The organism is Streptomyces sp. NPDC008086 (assembly GCF_042957325.1).
GTDB lineage: Bacteria > Actinomycetota > Actinomycetes > Streptomycetales > Streptomycetaceae > Streptomyces.
In genome coordinates this window covers 539,030-555,395 of sequence record NZ_JBIBIA010000006.1, presented here as the reverse complement: position 1 = coordinate 555,395, position 16,366 = coordinate 539,030, and the positions used below count along the sequence as shown (strand labels likewise).

General features: G+C 71.8%; 13 protein-coding genes and 1 tRNA gene. 9 read left to right on the top strand and 5 right to left on the bottom strand.

What is annotated here, in order from left to right; all coding sequences use genetic code 11:
- Window positions 1-46 precede the first annotated feature (46 nt).
- The 3 genes from ACFZBP_RS23900 to ACFZBP_RS23890 all read right to left on the bottom strand — a co-directional run bounded on the left by ACFZBP_RS23900 (window position 47) and on the right by ACFZBP_RS23890 (window position 5,122).
- Window positions 47-934 carry a cellulose-binding protein gene (locus ACFZBP_RS23900; RefSeq protein ID WP_391415924.1) on the bottom strand — a complete coding sequence of 296 codons (888 nt, stop codon included), beginning with the start codon at window positions 932-934 and terminating at the stop codon, window positions 47-49.
- Between the two features lie 340 nt (window positions 935-1,274).
- Entirely contained in the window at window positions 1,275-4,118 is a 2,844-nt protein-coding gene (locus tag ACFZBP_RS23895) for an SUKH-4 family immunity protein (RefSeq protein WP_391415922.1), read from the bottom strand.
- An 8-nt stretch (window positions 4,119-4,126) separates the two neighbouring features.
- Entirely contained in the window at window positions 4,127-5,122 is a 996-nt protein-coding gene (locus tag ACFZBP_RS23890) for an HNH endonuclease (protein WP_391415920.1), read from the bottom strand.
- 308 nt (window positions 5,123-5,430) lie between these two features.
- Between ACFZBP_RS23890 and ACFZBP_RS23885 the strand changes: the two genes are divergently transcribed.
- Together ACFZBP_RS23885 and ACFZBP_RS23880 are read left to right on the top strand one after the other, a co-directional pair.
- Window positions 5,431-5,955, top strand: a complete 525-nt coding sequence (locus tag ACFZBP_RS23885) for a YwqJ-related putative deaminase (protein WP_391415918.1) — start codon at window positions 5,431-5,433, stop codon at window positions 5,953-5,955.
- Between the two features lie 55 nt (window positions 5,956-6,010).
- Window positions 6,011-6,505, top strand: a complete 495-nt coding sequence (locus ACFZBP_RS23880; RefSeq protein WP_391415916.1) for an SUKH-3 domain-containing protein — start codon at window positions 6,011-6,013, stop codon at window positions 6,503-6,505.
- A 2-nt stretch (window positions 6,506-6,507) separates the two neighbouring features.
- Here the strand turns inward: ACFZBP_RS23880 and ACFZBP_RS23875 are convergent, their stop codons facing one another.
- The gene (locus ACFZBP_RS23875; protein ID WP_383448153.1) at window positions 6,508-7,845 is read right to left on the bottom strand and encodes a sensor histidine kinase; all 1,338 of its coding nucleotides are present in this window, start codon (window positions 7,843-7,845) and stop codon (window positions 6,508-6,510) included.
- Window positions 7,846-7,929: 84 nt separating this feature from the next.
- Between ACFZBP_RS23875 and ACFZBP_RS23870 the strand changes: the two genes are divergently transcribed.
- From ACFZBP_RS23870 to ACFZBP_RS23840, 7 genes are all read left to right on the top strand, one after another.
- Window positions 7,930-8,005: transfer RNA gene (locus tag ACFZBP_RS23870), tRNA-Gln, on the top strand.
- A gap of 123 nt (window positions 8,006-8,128) precedes the next feature.
- Window positions 8,129-9,577 (top strand): bifunctional UDP-N-acetylglucosamine diphosphorylase/glucosamine-1-phosphate N-acetyltransferase GlmU, encoded by a 1,449-nt coding sequence (gene glmU, locus ACFZBP_RS23865; RefSeq protein ID WP_391415914.1) that lies wholly within the window; start codon window positions 8,129-8,131, stop codon window positions 9,575-9,577.
- Window positions 9,578-9,652: 75 nt separating this feature from the next.
- Window positions 9,653-10,633: a ribose-phosphate diphosphokinase gene (locus tag ACFZBP_RS23860; RefSeq protein WP_062722190.1), complete on the top strand. Its 981-nt coding sequence runs from the start codon at window positions 9,653-9,655 to the stop codon at window positions 10,631-10,633.
- A 187-nt stretch (window positions 10,634-10,820) separates the two neighbouring features.
- Window positions 10,821-11,417, top strand: coding sequence for a 50S ribosomal protein L25/general stress protein Ctc (locus ACFZBP_RS23855; RefSeq protein WP_391415912.1), 597 nt, complete (start codon window positions 10,821-10,823; stop codon window positions 11,415-11,417).
- A gap of 184 nt (window positions 11,418-11,601) precedes the next feature.
- Window positions 11,602-12,204 (top strand): aminoacyl-tRNA hydrolase, encoded by a 603-nt coding sequence (pth, locus tag ACFZBP_RS23850; protein ID WP_383448144.1) that lies wholly within the window; start codon window positions 11,602-11,604, stop codon window positions 12,202-12,204.
- Between the two features lie 65 nt (window positions 12,205-12,269).
- Window positions 12,270-12,758 carry a hypothetical protein gene (locus tag ACFZBP_RS23845; RefSeq protein WP_383448142.1) on the top strand — a complete coding sequence of 163 codons (489 nt, stop codon included), beginning with the start codon at window positions 12,270-12,272 and terminating at the stop codon, window positions 12,756-12,758.
- Window positions 12,759-12,894: 136 nt separating this feature from the next.
- On the top strand, window positions 12,895-13,560 hold the full coding sequence (locus tag ACFZBP_RS23840) for an LPXTG cell wall anchor domain-containing protein (RefSeq protein ID WP_383448139.1): 666 nt from the start codon (window positions 12,895-12,897) through the stop codon (window positions 13,558-13,560).
- A 73-nt stretch (window positions 13,561-13,633) separates the two neighbouring features.
- Here ACFZBP_RS23840 and ppc read toward each other — a convergent pair whose 3' ends face one another.
- Window positions 13,634-16,366 carry a phosphoenolpyruvate carboxylase gene (ppc, locus tag ACFZBP_RS23835; RefSeq protein ID WP_383448136.1) on the bottom strand — a complete coding sequence of 911 codons (2,733 nt, stop codon included), beginning with the start codon at window positions 16,364-16,366 and terminating at the stop codon, window positions 13,634-13,636.

Below are 16,366 nucleotides of genomic sequence, written 5' to 3'. Positions count from 1 at the left end.
GGGTCGGAGGGCGGGGTGCTCGCCGGTCCGGCGGCCCTGCCCCGGTTCACTCCATCGCCGCCTGGCGCTCCAGGGTCGACAGACTGTTGCGCATCTGGTCCATCTGCAGGCGCACCTCGTCCCACATCTCCCCGTGCTCGCGCAGCACCCGCTCCGTCTCCCGGGAGATCCGCTCGGTCCGCTGCCGTGCCTGCTCCAGGAGCTCCGCCGCCCGCGCGGCCGCCTCCTCCTGCAACCGCTCGGCCGAGGCCCGCGCGTCGGCGAGCTCCTGCTGCGCCTCGGCCAGCGAGGCCTCGGCCCGCGCCGTCCGCTCCGCCTCCGCCTTCTCCAGCGCGGCCAGCCGCCGCTGGGCCTCCCGCTCGGCCTCCGCCGACCGCTCGGCGTGCTCCTTGGCCTGCCGCGCGACCAGGGCGGCGGTCTGCTGCCGCACCTGACGCAACGGGCCGAGCACCTCGCCGCGCTCCTCCTTCACATCGCGCCGGGCGGCGATACGGGTCTCGCCCGCCTCGGCGCGCGCCGCGAGCAGCCGCTGCCGGGCCCACTCCTCGGACGCGGCGGTCACGGCGTCGGCGTGCGACTGCGCCGCGTCCCGCAGCTCGTCCGCGTACGTCTGCGCCTCCTCCATCAGTCGCTGCGTCTCCTGCCGCGCCCCCTCCCGCACGGCCGCGGCCTCCTCCTCCGCCAGCTCGAACAGCCGCCGCGCCCGCTCCCCGAGCTCCTCGTACGTCTGCGGGGCGAGCCCCGCGACCACGTCCCGCAGCCGCCGCGCCTCGTCGTCCATCTCCCGGGCGAGCACGGTGAGCCGGGCGGCCCGCTCCCAGGCGGCGTCACGGTCCCGGAAGAGGGCGTCGATGTAGGCGTCGACCTGTTCGGGACGGTAGCCACGCCCTCGTACGACCACGAAGTCGTAGAGCGGGACCGGTGCGCTACTCATCCTGGAACCCCTCTCCGCCGAACGGATGCGAAATGATGATTTAGCGCACATCTTGATGTATCGGGCGGAAGCGTTCATAACGCGACACTCCGCGCAGCCGACACCGCACAGGGGCACGGAGGCACGCAGGCACGCCGAGCGGCGCACACGAAGACCAGCGGCGCACGGAAGGTCGATCGGCGCGCAAAACGGCCAAGAGCGCATACGAAAGGGCCGGCTCCCGGTAGTACCACCGGAAGCCGGCCCTCTCACGCCCGCACGCCGCACTCGGCGACAGCCCGCGGCAACCGGGTGACATCACCCGGTTGCCGTCATCTCACGACAAACAGCCGAACGGCCGTCACAGCAGCCCGTCCCACATCTGCTCCAGCAGCACCGACCACCAGCTCTCCGGCGACCCCAGCGCCGCCGGGTCGAGCGCGGCCAGCTGAGCCTGGAAGTCGACGGTCCAACGCCCCGCCTGCTCCTGGTTCAGACCGAAGCGAAGCCGCCACATCCGGCCCAGCAGCGCCAGACAGCGCTGGAACTCGGGCAGTCCGGTGTTCACGAACTGCGGCGGTACGGGCGCACCGCCCGGCCCCGCCTCCACCGGCACGGCGACGATGTGCGCCGTCCCGTACTGCACACACAGCGCCTTGCCGAAGTCGCTGCCCATGACGAGATACGAGCCCGCGTCCGACGCCGGCTGCACCCCGCGCTCCTGCGCCAGCTCCGCCAGTGTCGGCACCGGCCGCCCCGGCTGGGCCTGCGCCCAGAAGAAAGGGCCCATGTCCATCGGCAGGCCGCCCACCATCAGGCTGTGCGCCACGACCGGCGGCACACCCTGCCGGGACACGGCGGCCTGCTCGAACCGGAACAGCCCCGGCCCGAACGCCGCCGCCAGCTCCTGCGCCACACCCTCCGGCGGAATCGGCGGCACCGCCTGCACCTGCGGCAACGGCGCCCGCATCGGAGCCGGCCGGGCGGGCCCGTCGGCCACCTGGTGCAACTCGCCCTGGTGCGCGAGCAACTGCTGCATGCCCTGCTGCCGGCTCGCGTGATCCGTGCCGTACGGCGCGATCGACGTGATCCGCGCCTGCGGCCACTGCTCCCGGATCATCCGCGCGCAGTACGCGCCCGGCAGCTCGCACGACTCCAGCTCCGTGTGCAGCTCCAGCACCTGGTCCGGCGGCACGTTCATGCCCCGCAGCTCATGGAAGATCTGCCACTCCGGGTGCGGCGTACCCGGCGCCGAACGCCGGATCAGCTGCTGCTCCGACCCGTCCTGCGCGCGGTAGCGGAGCACGGCCTGGTAGCCGGGGCCGACGGTCGGCTGCCCGGTGGGCTGCTGGGGATAGCCGTACGCCGGTGGCTGACCGGGCTGACCGGGCTGACCGGGCGCGGGGTGGCCCGGCTGACCGGGCGGCGGGATCGCACCCGGGGGCATGGGGGGCTGGGGAGCGCCGGGACCGCCGGGACCGCCGGGGCCGCCGGGACCGCCGGGAGGAGTACCGGGGCCGCCCGGAGGCATTCCCGGAACCCCGGGCGGCTGGGGCGCACCGGGAGCGGGCGGCGGCGGAGGCACGCCGGGGCCGCCCACCGGGGGCCCCGCCAGCATGGTCTCCGCATGGTGAACGGCACCCCGGGCACCGCCCGAGGAACCCGGGCCACCGGGAGCACCCGGAGCGCCGGGCGTCCCGGGGGGACCCGGAGGCTGCGGCGCGCCAGGGCCACCGGCACTCTGCGCACCAGGAACGCCGGGAGGGCCCGGAGGCTGCGGCGCACCCGGCATGCCCGGAGCACCCGGGGTGCCGGGCGGGCTGGGGACACCGGGCGGATTCGGCACACCAGGGGCACCCGGCGCACCAGGAGGCCCGGGAGGCTGCGGCGCGCCCCCCATCTGGCTCGGGTCGGCCAGCACGGTCGCGGCATGGTGCACCCCACCCGGGGGCGTACCACCCGGCGTACCGGGCGGGTTGGGGGCGCCCGGAGGATTCGGCGCACCAGGCGCACCAGGCGCACCGGGAGCACCCGGAGCACCGGGCGGCGGCGGAACCCCCGGCCCCGCCACACCCTCGGGCCCCTCAGGCCCGAGCGCCGACACGAGCTGCGTCGGAACGTACCCGCCTCCCGGAGCGCCCGGCGTACCCGGAGCACCCGGAGCACCCGGCGCCGACGGCGGCGCAGGAGGCGCGGGAGTCGCACCCCCCGCCCCCGGAACCCCAGGAACCCCCGGCGGAGGCGGCGGCACCGCCCCGTTCCGCGGACGCGGCGGCGCCGCCTTGCTCGTCGCGGCGTCGGCGATGTCCTCGGCGTTGGGCGGGAGCGGCCGCCCCGGCGTCTCGGGGCCGCCCTGCGGATAGCCGTACGAAGGGGCGGGCGGCGGCGTGGCACCCGGCGGAGGCATGTCAGCCGCACCAGGAGCACCAGGAGCACCAGGAGCACCAGGAGCACCAGGAGCACCCTGCGGGTAGCCGTACGAAGGCGCCCCCGGAGGCACGGGGGGCGCGGGCGGCGTGTTCGGTTCGTCGAGCGCCGGCTCGATCGCCGTCGACGGAAGCTGGCTGCCACCCGACATCAGCGCGGTCTTGGCGTCCGGCGGAGCGGCGTCTTCGCCGCTCAACGGCGGCGCGAACACCGTCTCCGGCAGCGGCACGGAACGGTCCTCACCGGGGCCGGGGTTGGTGTCCGTACCGGCCCAAGGGGTCGCCCCGTCGGGCACCCCCGGCACACTCGGCACCGGCGGAGCAGCCGCCGAAGCCCCGGCCGCACCCTCATCGGCACCCTGCCCGGACCCGGACTCCGAGCCCGACCCTCCGTCCCTGCCCTGGATCCCCAGCTTGTCCGCCGCCTCCTGCAACCACTCCGGCGGCGTCAGCAGGAACGACGTCTGGTTCAGGTCCACCCGGGCCGGAGCGGCCGGCGCCGGCTCGGCGACCGCGTCCCCACGGCCGTACTCCTCCTCGTACCGGCGGATCACCTCACCCACCGGCAGCGACGGCCACAGCGTGGCCTCCCCGCTGTCGCGGGCGATCACCAACCGCTGCGCGCCGCCGTCCGAACGCGGCCCGTCCGCACGGTCCTCGGCCCACACCACGAACCCGAGGCCGAACTCCCGCACCCGCACCTCACGATGCTGGTACGACGGCACCTCGCCGTTGATCCACTCTTCCGCACGCTCCTGCGCCTGCGCGAACGTCACCATCGCGAAGCTCACTCCCCCACAGCCGCGGCGGTCACGGGCACCGCACGCGCGAACCCACCGTCCACCATCAGATTCGCCACCGTCTCCAACTCCGGCGGAGACCCCGCCAGCCGGGACAGAAACGCGTCGAAGTCCTCACCGCACGGCACCAGCAGCCGCTCCACCCGCTCCGCCGGCGGCCACGAGGGATCCACGTCCCGCGCGTCGTCGTACGCGCAGAACCACACCGAACCCAGCCGCTCGCCCTTCACCTTCACGGCCAGCAACCCGCCCTGCACGAACCCGACACCCAGGTAGTCCTTGGTCAGATGGTCCCGCAGGCACTTGTTGACGTACACCAGGTCGTTGACGGCCGCCTCGTCCCGCACCGTGAACAGCGGCTGGTCCACCAGCAGCCCCAACTCCGCGTCCAGCGCCGTCCCCACCGGGGCACAACCGCCCGCGGCCTTCAGGAACGACCGGTACGCGCCCGGCAGCCGGTACCCGAGATCCTCCTCGACTCCCAGCGCCTGCGCCTCCGTCACCGCCACACCCGACTTCGGCAGCCGGAAGTGAGCGGGCCGCGTCTCCTGCAACGGCCGCGTCCCTCGCTTGTCGTGCTCCACCGCCGACGTGGCGATGCCACCGTGATGCCGCAGCAGCGCCTTCACCTCGACCGGAACCAGCTCCAGCCGCCGGGAGCCCACCACGTGGTGCCACGTCCAGCCGTGCGGCGTCGCCACCGCCGGGATCGTGTCCCACAGCTCGTGCCCCGACGCGGCCAGCGCCGCGTTCGCCGACACGTAGTCCGTCAGCCGCAACTCGTCGACACCGAAACCCTCCGGCGGCTCCGCGATCTCCGCCGCCGCCCGCGCGTACGGCGAGAAATCGGGGTAACCCCGCCCGTCAACCCGTACCCCTCTCGGGTGACGGGTCGCCCGCACCGGATCCGGGAAATGCACGACCTGCCCGGCGTAGGCCGCGTTCGGCGGCGCGGCTTGCTGCCCGAGCCGACCTGTCGTCATGGCGGTTGCCCCCTGCGGCGTTCTGATACGCGCCACCATGACCACTCTCGGTCACAACGCCACGTATCGACTGTCTCGTCTGCGTCCACGCGTCACCGCATGGAAAGCGGTGCCGACAGCCTATGCGGTACGACGACACCGGTCACCGGCGCCGGTCGTCACCCCCTCCGCTTCCGTGACCAGCCGTCACCCCGCCGTGACAGCCCGCCCAAACCCGGGCGTGTCGCGACGCCCCAGCTTCCGCACCTGCCACGGCATTTGGCACTCTGTGACGTCCGAGAGCATGCCCGGGGGATGCTCGGGAGGGGATGATGAACGTGAACGCGACGCAGACAGGCGCCCACGCGCCCAGGTCCGGCGACCCCCGCATCGGCTGGAGCGCCACCGAAACCCCGCACGCGCCCGCCCTCCTGCACCGCCGCGACGGCATACTCCCCACCGTCGCCGCCGCCCTCTCGGTCCGCGGCGCCACCCTCACCGGCACCGCCGCCCGCGGCGACCAGCCCCCGCAGCTGCACCACCTCGTCCAGGACTTCCTCGACACCCTCACCAGCTCCGAGCGGGACCGCTTCACCGGCCGCTGCGCCGAGACGATCCTCATCTCGCGCCACATCGCCACCGCCGACGCCGCCCGCAGCAAACGCTCCGCGCGCAAACCCATGACCAACGGCGAGGCGCGCAAAGCCCTCAAGCAGGCCAAGCTCACCGCCCGCCGCATCCGCGAGGACGGCGACCCCCTGCACGGCAGCTTCGCCACGCCCTGCCGTGCCTGCACCGCCCTCAGCGCCCACTTCGGCGTCCGCATCGTCGACCCGACGACCACCGACGGCTAGCCCGTCCCTCTCACCTCACCCGGCACATCCGTAGGCACCGACGAACGAAGGGCAGATGCACACCGACCGCACCACCAGCACCCGCTTCCCCGTCCCCGTGGACGCCGCCCTGCGCGCCGCCGGCTGGCAACCCGGCCGCTGGGACATCAAGCAGGCCGAGATCTGGGCCGACACCCTGCGCGAACACACCTCACCGGCGGGTCACACCCACGCCGTCTTCCCCGCCGCCGTGGAGGCCTGGGCGGAGTTCGGCGGCCTGCACATCACCCCCGCCGGTCCCGGCCGCCAGGTCGCCCCCGCGGCCCTGCACTTCGACCCGCTCCACGGCCTGCACATGGCCCGCACCCTCGGCGACCTCGGCCGCGCCCTCGACACCGAGGTCTGCCCCCTGGGCGCCGAGACCGACACCCAGGCGCTCCTCGCCATCGACACCGAAGGCCGCGTCTACGCCCTCGACCACACCGGCGACTGGTACCTCGGCCCCGACATCGACCAGGCCCTCGCCGCCCTCGTCGCCGGCATAGAACCGGCACGCCTCACGGCCGGCTGAGCCTACGCCGCCGGAATCACCGCCGACACCCGGAAACCCCCCGCGTCCGTCGGCCCGGACACGAACACCCCGCCCAGCGCGGCCACGCGCTCCTTCATCCCCACCAGACCGTTGCCCCCCGACGGCAGCCGCGCCGACGACGCCGACGACGGCTCCGGCGGCGGCTCGTTCTCCACCTGCATCGCGATCTCCGACACCCGGTGCGCGAGCCGCACGTACGTCTTCGCCCCCGCCGCGTGCTTGTGGACGTTGGTCAACGCCTCCTGCACCACCCGGAACGCGGTCTGCTCGATCGCCGGCGCATACGACCGCGTCTCCCCCTCCACCGACAGGTCCACGGCCATCCCCGCGGCCGCCGACTGCCCGATCAACGCGTCCAGCTCCGAAAGGCAGGGCCCGTCGGCAGCCCCGTCGTCCCCGCCGTCCCGCTCCCGGTCCGCCGCCGCGGCCGCGGCGACCCCCACGGCGGCCAACGGCACCACGGCCCCCGGCGACCGGTCCGCCGCGCGCACGTCCCCACTGCGCAGCACCCCGAGCATCTCCCGCAACTCGGTCAACGCCTGCCGCCCCATGTCCCCGACCAGCGCGGCGTTCCGCACCGCCTTGTCGGGATCCTTACGGGCCACGGCCTGCAACGCGGCGGAGTGCACCACCATCAGACTCACCCGGTGCGCGACGACGTCGTGCATCTCCCGGGCGATACGGGTGCGCTCCTCGTTCCGCGCCCACTCGGCGCGCTCCTCGGCCCGCTCGGCCAGCAACTGAAGCTCCCGCTCCAGGCTGTCCGCCCGCTCCCGCAGACTCTCCATCAACCGCCGCCGGGCCCCGACATACAGCCCGAGCAGCAGAGGAGGCGCGGTCACCCCGAGAGCCGTCGTGATCGAGGCGAACGGCACCACCCAGTCCCCGACGGTCAGGCTCCCCCGCCCGACGTCCTGCCGCAGCCACACGAACGTCACGATCAACGCGCCGACGAACGACATCCCCGCCAGCGAGGCGATGATCCGCCGGGGCAGTTCGGACGCGGCGAGCGTGTACAGCCCGACGACGCCCATCAGGAAGCCCATCTGGGCCGGCATCACCGCGATCGACACCAGCACGACGGCGATCGGCCACCGGCGCCGCAACACCAGCACCGAGCCCGCCAGAACCCCGAACACCACCCCCGCGGCCTGCGGGATCCCCGCGTCCCCCGCGAACCGGACCCCCTCGAAACCGCACTCCACCGCGGACGCCACGCCCAGACTCACGTCCAGCACGGCACTGCGCACCCTGCCCCACCACCACGGCCCCGCTCTCGGTGGCGGCGCCTCTGCGTGGGCTTCCCCCGTCGTGGTCATGCCTCCAGCCTACGGGCGCCCGGTCCCCGTTTTCCGGTGACTTTCGTGGACCCGATCCCGTCTCCGGTAAGGTCTGACTCGCTGTCCCCCGTGGTGTAACTGGCAGCACACTGGTTTTTGGTACCAGCAGGACAAGGTTCGAATCCTTGCGGGGGAGCCACAGCACCCAAGACCTCGGAGCGGGCCCTGACAGCCAAGTCAGGGCCCGCTCTCATGTCCCCCACGAAACACCCCGGTATCCTGCGGATGTCACCCCACCCCCTCCACAGCCGAAGGGCATCCCGTGAGCGCCATTCGCCCGGCAGCCGTCGTCGTTCTCGCAGCGGGTGAGGGCACCCGTATGAAGTCGGCCACACCCAAGGTCCTGCACGAGCTCTGCGGACGCAGCCTCGTGGGTCATGTGCTGGCCGCCGCACGTGAGTTGCGGCCCGAGAACCTGGTCGTGGTCGTGGGGCACGCGCGGGAGAAGGTGTCCGCGCACCTCGGTGAGATCGACCCCGGCGTACGCACCGCCGTGCAGGCGGAGCAGAACGGTACGGGTCATGCCGTACGGATGGCTCTGGAGGAGCTCGGCGGGGCCGTGGACGGGACCGTCGTGGTCGTCTGTGGTGACACTCCCCTGCTCACCGGCGAGACCCTGACCCGCCTCGCCGCCACGCACTCCGCGGACGGCAACGCGGTGACCGTGCTGACGGCCGAGGTGCCGGACGCGACGGGGTACGGGCGGATCGTGCGGGACGGGGCGTCCGGCGCGGTGACGGCGATCGTCGAGCACAAGGACGCCTCCGAGTCGCAGCTTGCGATCCGTGAGATCAACTCCGGGGTCTTCGCCTTCGACGGACAACTGCTCGCCGACGCCCTGGGGAAGGTGCGGACGGACAACAGCCAGGGCGAGGAGTATCTGACCGACGTCCTCGGGATCCTGCGCGAGGCCGGTCATCGGGTCGGTGCCTCCGTCGCCGCCGACCACCGCGAGATCGCCGGCATCAACAACCGTGTGCAGCTCGCCGAGGCGCGTCGCATCCTGAACGACCGGCTGCTGACGGCCGCCATGCTGGCCGGCGTCACGGTGGTCGACCCGGCGACGACGTGGGTCGACGTGACCGTCACGTTCGACCAGGACGCCGTCGTCAACCCCGGGACCCAGCTCCAGGGCTCGACGCATCTCGGTGAGGGTGCGGAGGTCGGTCCGAACAGCCGGCTGAAGGACACCCGGGTCGGCGCCGGGGCGCGGGTCGACAACACCGTCGCGGACGGCGCCGTGGTCGGGGCCCAGGCGACCGTGGGGCCGTACGCCTACCTGCGGCCCGGTACCCGTCTCGGGGCGAAGGGCAAGATCGGGACGTACGTCGAGACGAAGAACGCCTCGATCGGCGAGGGGACGAAGGTGCCTCACCTCTCGTACGTCGGTGACGCGACGATCGGCGACTTCTCGAACATCGGCGCCGCGAGTGTCTTCGTGAACTACGACGGACAGGACAAACACCACACGACGGTCGGTTCTCACTGCCGTACCGGTTCGGACAACATGTTTGTGGCTCCTGTCACGATCGGGGACGGCGCGTACACCGCCGCGGGCTCGGTGATCACGAAGGACGTGCCGCCCGGTTCGCTGGCCGTGGCCCGCGGTCAGCAGCGGAATATCGAGGGTTGGGTGGCTCGCAAGCGTCCGGGCAGCGCGGCGGCGAAGGCGGCCGAGGCGGCGTCACGGCAGGTCGAGAGCGAGGACTGACCGGAAACGGGTGCGCCAAACACGGCGTACCGTGATAAGTGCACACCCTGTTGAGACACCTCTGAGGAGACAGCTGTGACCGGGATCAAGACGACCGGCGAGAAGAAGTTGATGTTCTTCTCCGGCCGCGCCCACCCCGAGCTTGCCGAGGAGGTCGCCCAGCAGTTGGGTGTCGGGGTCGTCCCGACCAAGGCCTTCGACTTCGCCAACGGCGAGATCTACGTCCGTTATCAGGAGTCGGCGCGCGGTGCGGACTGCTTCGTGATCCAGAGCCACACGGCTCCGATCAACCAGTGGATCATGGAGCAGCTGATCATGATCGACGCGCTGAAGCGTGCGTCGGCCCGCTCCATCACGGTGATCGTGCCGTTCTACGGTTACGCGCGGCAGGACAAGAAGCACCGTGGGCGTGAACCGATCTCGGCGCGTCTGATCGCGGACCTGATGAAGACCTCGGGCGCGGACCGGATCCTGACCGTGGATCTGCACACGGACCAGATCCAGGGCTTCTTCGACGGCCCGGTCGACCACCTCTTCGCGCTTCCGCTGCTCGCGGACTACGTGGGCCGCAAGGTCGAGCGGGAGAAGCTGACCGTGGTGTCTCCGGACGCCGGGCGGGTGCGGGTCGCGGACCGTTGGTGTGACCGGCTCGGTGCTCCCCTCGCCATCGTGCACAAGCGGCGGGACAAGGACGTCGCCAACCAGGTGACCGTCCACGAGGTCGTGGGTGAGGTCAAGGGCCGGGTGTGTGTCCTGGTCGACGACATGATCGACACGGGCGGGACCATCTGCGCGGCCGCCGACGCGCTGTTCGCGCACGGCGCGGAGGACGTCATCGTCACCGCGACGCATGGTGTGCTGTCGGGTCCCGCGGCGGACCGGCTGAAGAACTCCCGGGTGAGCGAGTTCGTGTTCACGAACACGCTGCCGACGCCGGGTGAGCTGAGTCGCGACCTGGACAAGCTGACGGTGCTGTCGATCGCGCCGACGGTCGCGAACGCGGTGCGCGAGGTGTTCGAGGACGGTTCGGTGACGAGCCTCTTCGACGAGCAGTAGGAATCCGCGGTAAAGATCCTTTTGGGTGCGGCCTCCCTGTCCGAGTAGACTGCTTCAGTTGCTCGGCGAGGGAGGCCGCACCTGTTGGTTCAGGTGTCGGCTGTCCGTTATCGACGCGCTCTTCGTAGCAGGCCGTTCGTGGCCGGGTGACCACGTCCGTCTCTAGTTTCTACGAGGAGTGATCCGTATGTCCGAGGTCAAGATCTCCGCTGAGACCCGTACCGAGTTCGGTAAGGGTGCCGCCCGTCGTATCCGTCGTGACAGCAAGGTTCCCGGTGTGCTGTACGGCCACGGCTCGGACCCGCTGCACCTCACGCTTCCCGGTCACGACCTGCTGCTGGCGCTGCGTACGCCGAACGTCCTGATCGCGCTGGACATCGACGGCAAGTCGAACGAGCTGGCGATCCCGAAGGCCGTGCAGCGTGACCCGCTGAAGGGCTTCCTGGAGCACGTGGACCTGCTGCTGGTCAAGCGCGGCGAGAAGGTCACGGTCGAGGTCCCGGTGCACACCGAGGGCGAGCTGGCGGCGGGTGGCAACCTGCTGGAGCACGTGCTGAACGCGCTGCCGGTCGAGGCCGAGGCCACGCACATCCCCGAGTCGGTCACGGTCTCCATCGAGGGCCTGGAGGCCGGCGCCTCCGTCCTGGCGAAGGACATCACGCTGCCGAAGGGCACCACGCTGGCCGTCGAGGAGGACGCCGTCGTCCTCCAGGTGCTGGCCGCGCAGGCCGAGGAGGCCCCGGAGGGCGAGGCCGCCGAGGGCGAGGAAGTCGCCGAGGCCTGATCCTCGCTGTCATCGGTTGGTCGGCCGCTGTTCCCGTGCGGGGCAGCGGCCGACGCCTGTCACTCAGGCTTGCCTCACAATGTTCGCGGCGGTCATCCCCGCGGACCGGCGTTTGTCCTGGGGGTCCGGGGGCCCGCGGCGGAGCCGCTGATGTCGCAGCTCCGGGAAAGCACAGCAAGGAGACGTGGACGTGACTACCGGCGCCAATGACCCGTGGCTGATCGTGGGCCTCGGCAATCCCGGGCCCGAGTACGCCATGAACCGGCACAACGTCGGGTTCATGGTGGCCGATCTGCTGGCCGACCGGGTCGGGGGGAGGTTCAAGCGGGCCGGCCGGGCTCAGGCGCAGGTGGTGGAGGGCCGTATCGGTCCGCCGGGGCCGTTGAACCGGCGGGTGATCCTCGCGAAGCCGATGTCGTACATGAACCTCTCGGGCGGGCCGGTGAACGCCCTGCGCGATTTCTACAAGGTGCCGCTCGCGAACATCGTCGCGATCCATGACGAGCTGGACATCGACTACGGCACTCTGCGGCTGAAGCTCGGCGGCGGCGACAACGGGCACAACGGCCTGAAGTCGATGACGAAAGCGATGAGCGCCGACTACCACCGGGTGCGGTTCGGCATCGGGCGCCCTCCCGGTCGTATGCAGGTCGCGGACTTCGTGCTGAAGGACTTCTCGGCCGCGGAGCGCAAGGAGTTGGACTACTTCGTGGACCGGGCCGCGGACGCGGTGGAGTGTCTGGTGATCGAGGGGTTGGAGCGGGCGCAAAGCACGTACAACTCGTGACTTGTCCGGCCGGTCGGCCGGACCGAGGTTGACCGGGCGCAGGGGCATGGCCAAGGATCGCGGCCATGCCTTCTGCCGTTGTCTCCAGTCAGGGCGCTTTCACGGCGCTGCGGTTCGGGCGGTTCGCGGCGATGGGCACGGTCGCGGTGCTGATCCTGATCGCGGGTGTGTGGGCGTCGTGGGGCAGTGCGCAGCACGTGATGCTCACGAAGGGCCGGGAGAGCGGCACGATCAAGGTGACGCGGTGTGGCGCGGACACGTGCAGTGGGCCGTACGCGCCGATTTCGGCGGGGTCGCGGGCGCGTGGGTCGGTGACCATCGACAAGACCGTGGCCGTGCGCGAGGGGCAGACGTACACGGTCGTGGTGAAGCCGGGCAGTGACGACGTCGTGCGGTCGGGGCCGGCGGGTGTGCTGTACGCGTGGGTTCCGCTGGGTGGTGCGCTGTTGCTGGCCGCGGTCGTCGTCGCAGGTGGGCTGCGGCGGACGCGGGCGGCGTGGGTGCTGGCGGGGTCGGGGATCGCGTTGCTGACCGCGGCGTTCGTGACGGTCTGAGGTGCTGGCCGTTCTCCATATCTGTGGAGGATCTGAGTGTTGTCTGTTCGTGATTGACCCGGGGTCAGTGCGGGCTGGATGCTGAGCCGCCCCCTCCACATCTTCCCGTTCCTTCTCGAAGATGGACTACTGCCTCATGCGTACCCTCAACCGCGTCGGCGCTCTGTCCGCCGTCGCCGCGGCCGCGTTGCTCTCCGCGCCGGCCGCCGCCCACGCCACCGCTCCCGGTGACAACGGCACCGTCAAGATCCACGACGCCACCACCGGCGAGGAACTGCGCAGGAACGAACCGCACGTGTGCGAGTTCTACCTGGACGCGTTCGGTTTCGACAGCGTGCAGCAGGTCTCCTGGCACATCGAGGCCTGGGCGCCCACGGCCGCCGTGAAGGGCGAGACCGTGAAGTCCGGTGCGATCACGCTGGACGGCGAGGGTCATGGCCGTACGGCGGACATGACGCTCCCCGACGGGCACTACAAGCTGTTCTGGAACTTCGAGGGCGAGAAGGGGTCCGCGAAGCACAAGGTGTTCTGGACGGACTGCGAGGACGAGGAGGAGGGCGGCGGTACGGCGACGCCGTCGGCTTCGGCTTCGCCTTCCGAGACGCCGGGTGGGTCCACCGAGGAGCCTTCCGCGAGCCCGTCGGCGCCGGGCGAGGCGGTCGCGTCGCCGTCGCCGCAGGGCGGTGGTGAGGGCGACCTCGCCGAGACCGGGAACGGCGCGCCGGTGGGCCTGCTGTCCGCGGCGGCCGCCGCGCTGCTCGGCGCGGGCGGCTACCTGGTGTTCCGGCGTCGTAGGGCCTGACCGCCGAGGTCGTGAGACGACCGGTGCCCCCGTGCTCGTACGAGCACGGGGGCACCGTCGTCGGGCCGGTGGGTCAGCCGGTGTTGCGCAGGCCGGCCGCCACGCCGTTCACGGTGAGCAGCAGGGCGCGGGAGAGCAGCGGGTCGGCTGTCTCTCCGGCGGCCACGGCGTCACGCTGGCGCTTGAGGAGGGCGACCTGGAGGTAGGAGATCGGGTCCAGGTAGGCGTCGCGGATGGCGAAGGTCTGCTTGAGGACCGGCTGGGCGTCGAGGAGTTCCCGCTCGCCGGTGACCTTGAGGACCTCGGCGACGGTCAGATCGTGTTCGGCGCGGATGGTGTCGAAGACGTGCTTCAGCTCGTCCGGCACCAGCGTGTCGACGTAGTGGGCGGCGATCCGCAGGTCGGTCTTGGCGAGCGTCATCTCGACGTTGGAGATGAAGTTGCGGAAGAAGTGCCACTGTTCGTGCATCTCGTCGAGCACGGTGTCGAGGCCGGCCTCGCGCAGCGCCTTCAGGCCCGAGCCGACGCCGAACCAGCCGGGGACGATCTGCCGGGACTGGGTCCAGCCGAAGACCCAGGGGATGGCGCGCAGTCCGTCGAGCGAGACGCCCGACCCGGGGCGGCGGGAGGGCCGCGAGCCCAGGTGCAGGTCGGCGAGCTGGTCGACCGGCGTGGAGGCGAGGAAGTACGTCGGCAGATCGGGGTCCTCGACGAGACGCCGATAGGCGGCGTGGGCGGCGTCGGAGACGACGTCCATCGCGGCGTCCCAGCGGGCGAGCGCCTCGCCCGACTGGCGCGGGGCGGTGTGCAGCGCGGAGGCCTGCAGCGTCGCCGCGACCGTCAGTTCCAGGTTCTCCCTGGCCAGCGACGGCACGAGGTACTTGTCGGAGATGACCTCGCCCTGCTCGGTGACCTTGATCTCGCCCTCCAGGGTGCCCCAGGGCTGGGCGAGGATCGCGTCGTGGGAGGGGCCGCCGCCGCGGCCGACGGTGCCGCCGCGGCCGTGGAAGAGGCGCAGCCGGACGCCGTAGCGGTGGGCGACGTCGCGCAGTCGGCGCTGGGCGCGGTGGATCTCCCACTGGCTGGTGGTGATGCCGCCGAACTTGGAGGAGTCGGAGTAGCCCAGCATGACCTCCTGGACGTCGCCCCGCAGCGCGACGAGGCGCCGGTAGGACGGGTCGGAGAGCATGTCCTCCAGGATGGTGTCGGCGGCCTTCAGCTCGTCCGTGGTCTCCAGGAGCGGGACGATGCCGATCTTGGCCCAGCCGGCGTGCAGGTCGATGAGGCCGGCCTCGCGGGCGAGGACGGCGGCGGCGAACACGTCGTCGGCGCCCTGGCACATGGAGATGATGTACGACTCGATGACCTCGGGTCCGAAGACGGCGAGGGCCCGCTTGACGGTCTGGAAGACGCCGAGGGTCTTCTCGCCGGCCGCGTCCACGGGCGCCGGGCTGGGCGCGAGGGGCCGGCGCGAGCGGAGCTCCTTGGCGAGCAGCTTGGAGCGGTAGTCGCGGGGCATGTCGGCGTAGCGCCAGGACTCCTCGCCGAGCCGGTCGAAGAGCTGGCCGAGGGCGTGGTGGTGGGCGTCGGCGTGCTCGCGGACGTCCATGGTGGCCAGCTGGAGGCCGAACGCGGACAGGGTGCGGATGATCCGGTCCATGCGGCCGTCGGCGAACAGCCCACCCCGGTGCTCGCGCAGGGACGTCTGGATCAGCGTGAGGTCCTGGAGCAGCTCGCCGGTGCCGAGGTAGTCGCGGCCGGCCTCGTGCGGGATGCCCTTGGCGAGGCGGAGCTTGGTGTTCTCCAGCTTCTGCCGGATGCAGGTGGCCTTGAGCCGGTAGGGCTCCTCGGCGTTGAGGCGCTTGTAGCGGGGGCTGATCTCGGGGAGGGCGTCGAGGTCGGCCTGGAGGGAGTCGAGGAGCTCCTGGGTGGCGCCGGTGTAGCGGATGGAGTTCGACAGGAAGCCGCGCAGCTCGTCGATCATCTCCAGGGCGTCGTTGATGCCGTGCTCGTGCTGGAGGATGAGGACGTCCCAGGTCACCTGGGGGGTGACGTTGGGGTTGCCGTCGCGGTCGCCGCCGATCCACGTGCCGAAGGTGAGGGGGCGGGTGGCGTCGGGCAGCTTGTAGCCGACGCGCTCGAGCTCCGCGGTCAGGTCCTCCAGGACGTCGCCGACGGCGCCGGCGTGCAGTTCGTCGAGGTAGTAGATGGCGTTGCGGGCCTCGTCGGCGGGCTCGGGGCGTACGACGCGGAGCTCGTCGGTCTGCCATACGAGGTCGATGTTCTCCGCCAGTCGGGTGTCATGGCGGCGGCGGTCGCCTTCGAGGACCGGAGTCTCCAGGAGGGCGGCGACACGCCGGAGCTTGTTGAGGACCGAACGGCGGGCGGCCTCGGTGGGGTGCGCGGTGAAGACGGGGCGCACGTTCAGGTGCTGGATCGTCTGGCGCAGGTGCTCGGGGTCGGCGTCCTTGAGGCGGTCGGCCGTACGGGCGAGGAGGCCGCCCTCGGCGGCGCGGCGGGCGCGCAGCTCACGGCCCCGGTGGACCTGTTCGGTGACGTTGGCCAGGTGGAAGTAGGTGGAGAAGGCGCGGACCAGCTTGGCCGCGGTGTCCAGCTCCGTGCCGCGCAGCAGCTCGGCGGCGGCTTCGCCGTCCTCTCGGGTGAGGCGGCGGACCTTCTCGACGAGCTCCAGCAGCTCGGGGCCCTCCTGGCGGACGAGGGTCTCACCGAGGAGGTCACCCAGTCGGCGGATGTCGGCGCGCAGTTCGCTGCTGGTCGTCGTGGTCTGGTCGTCGGCACTGCTCAC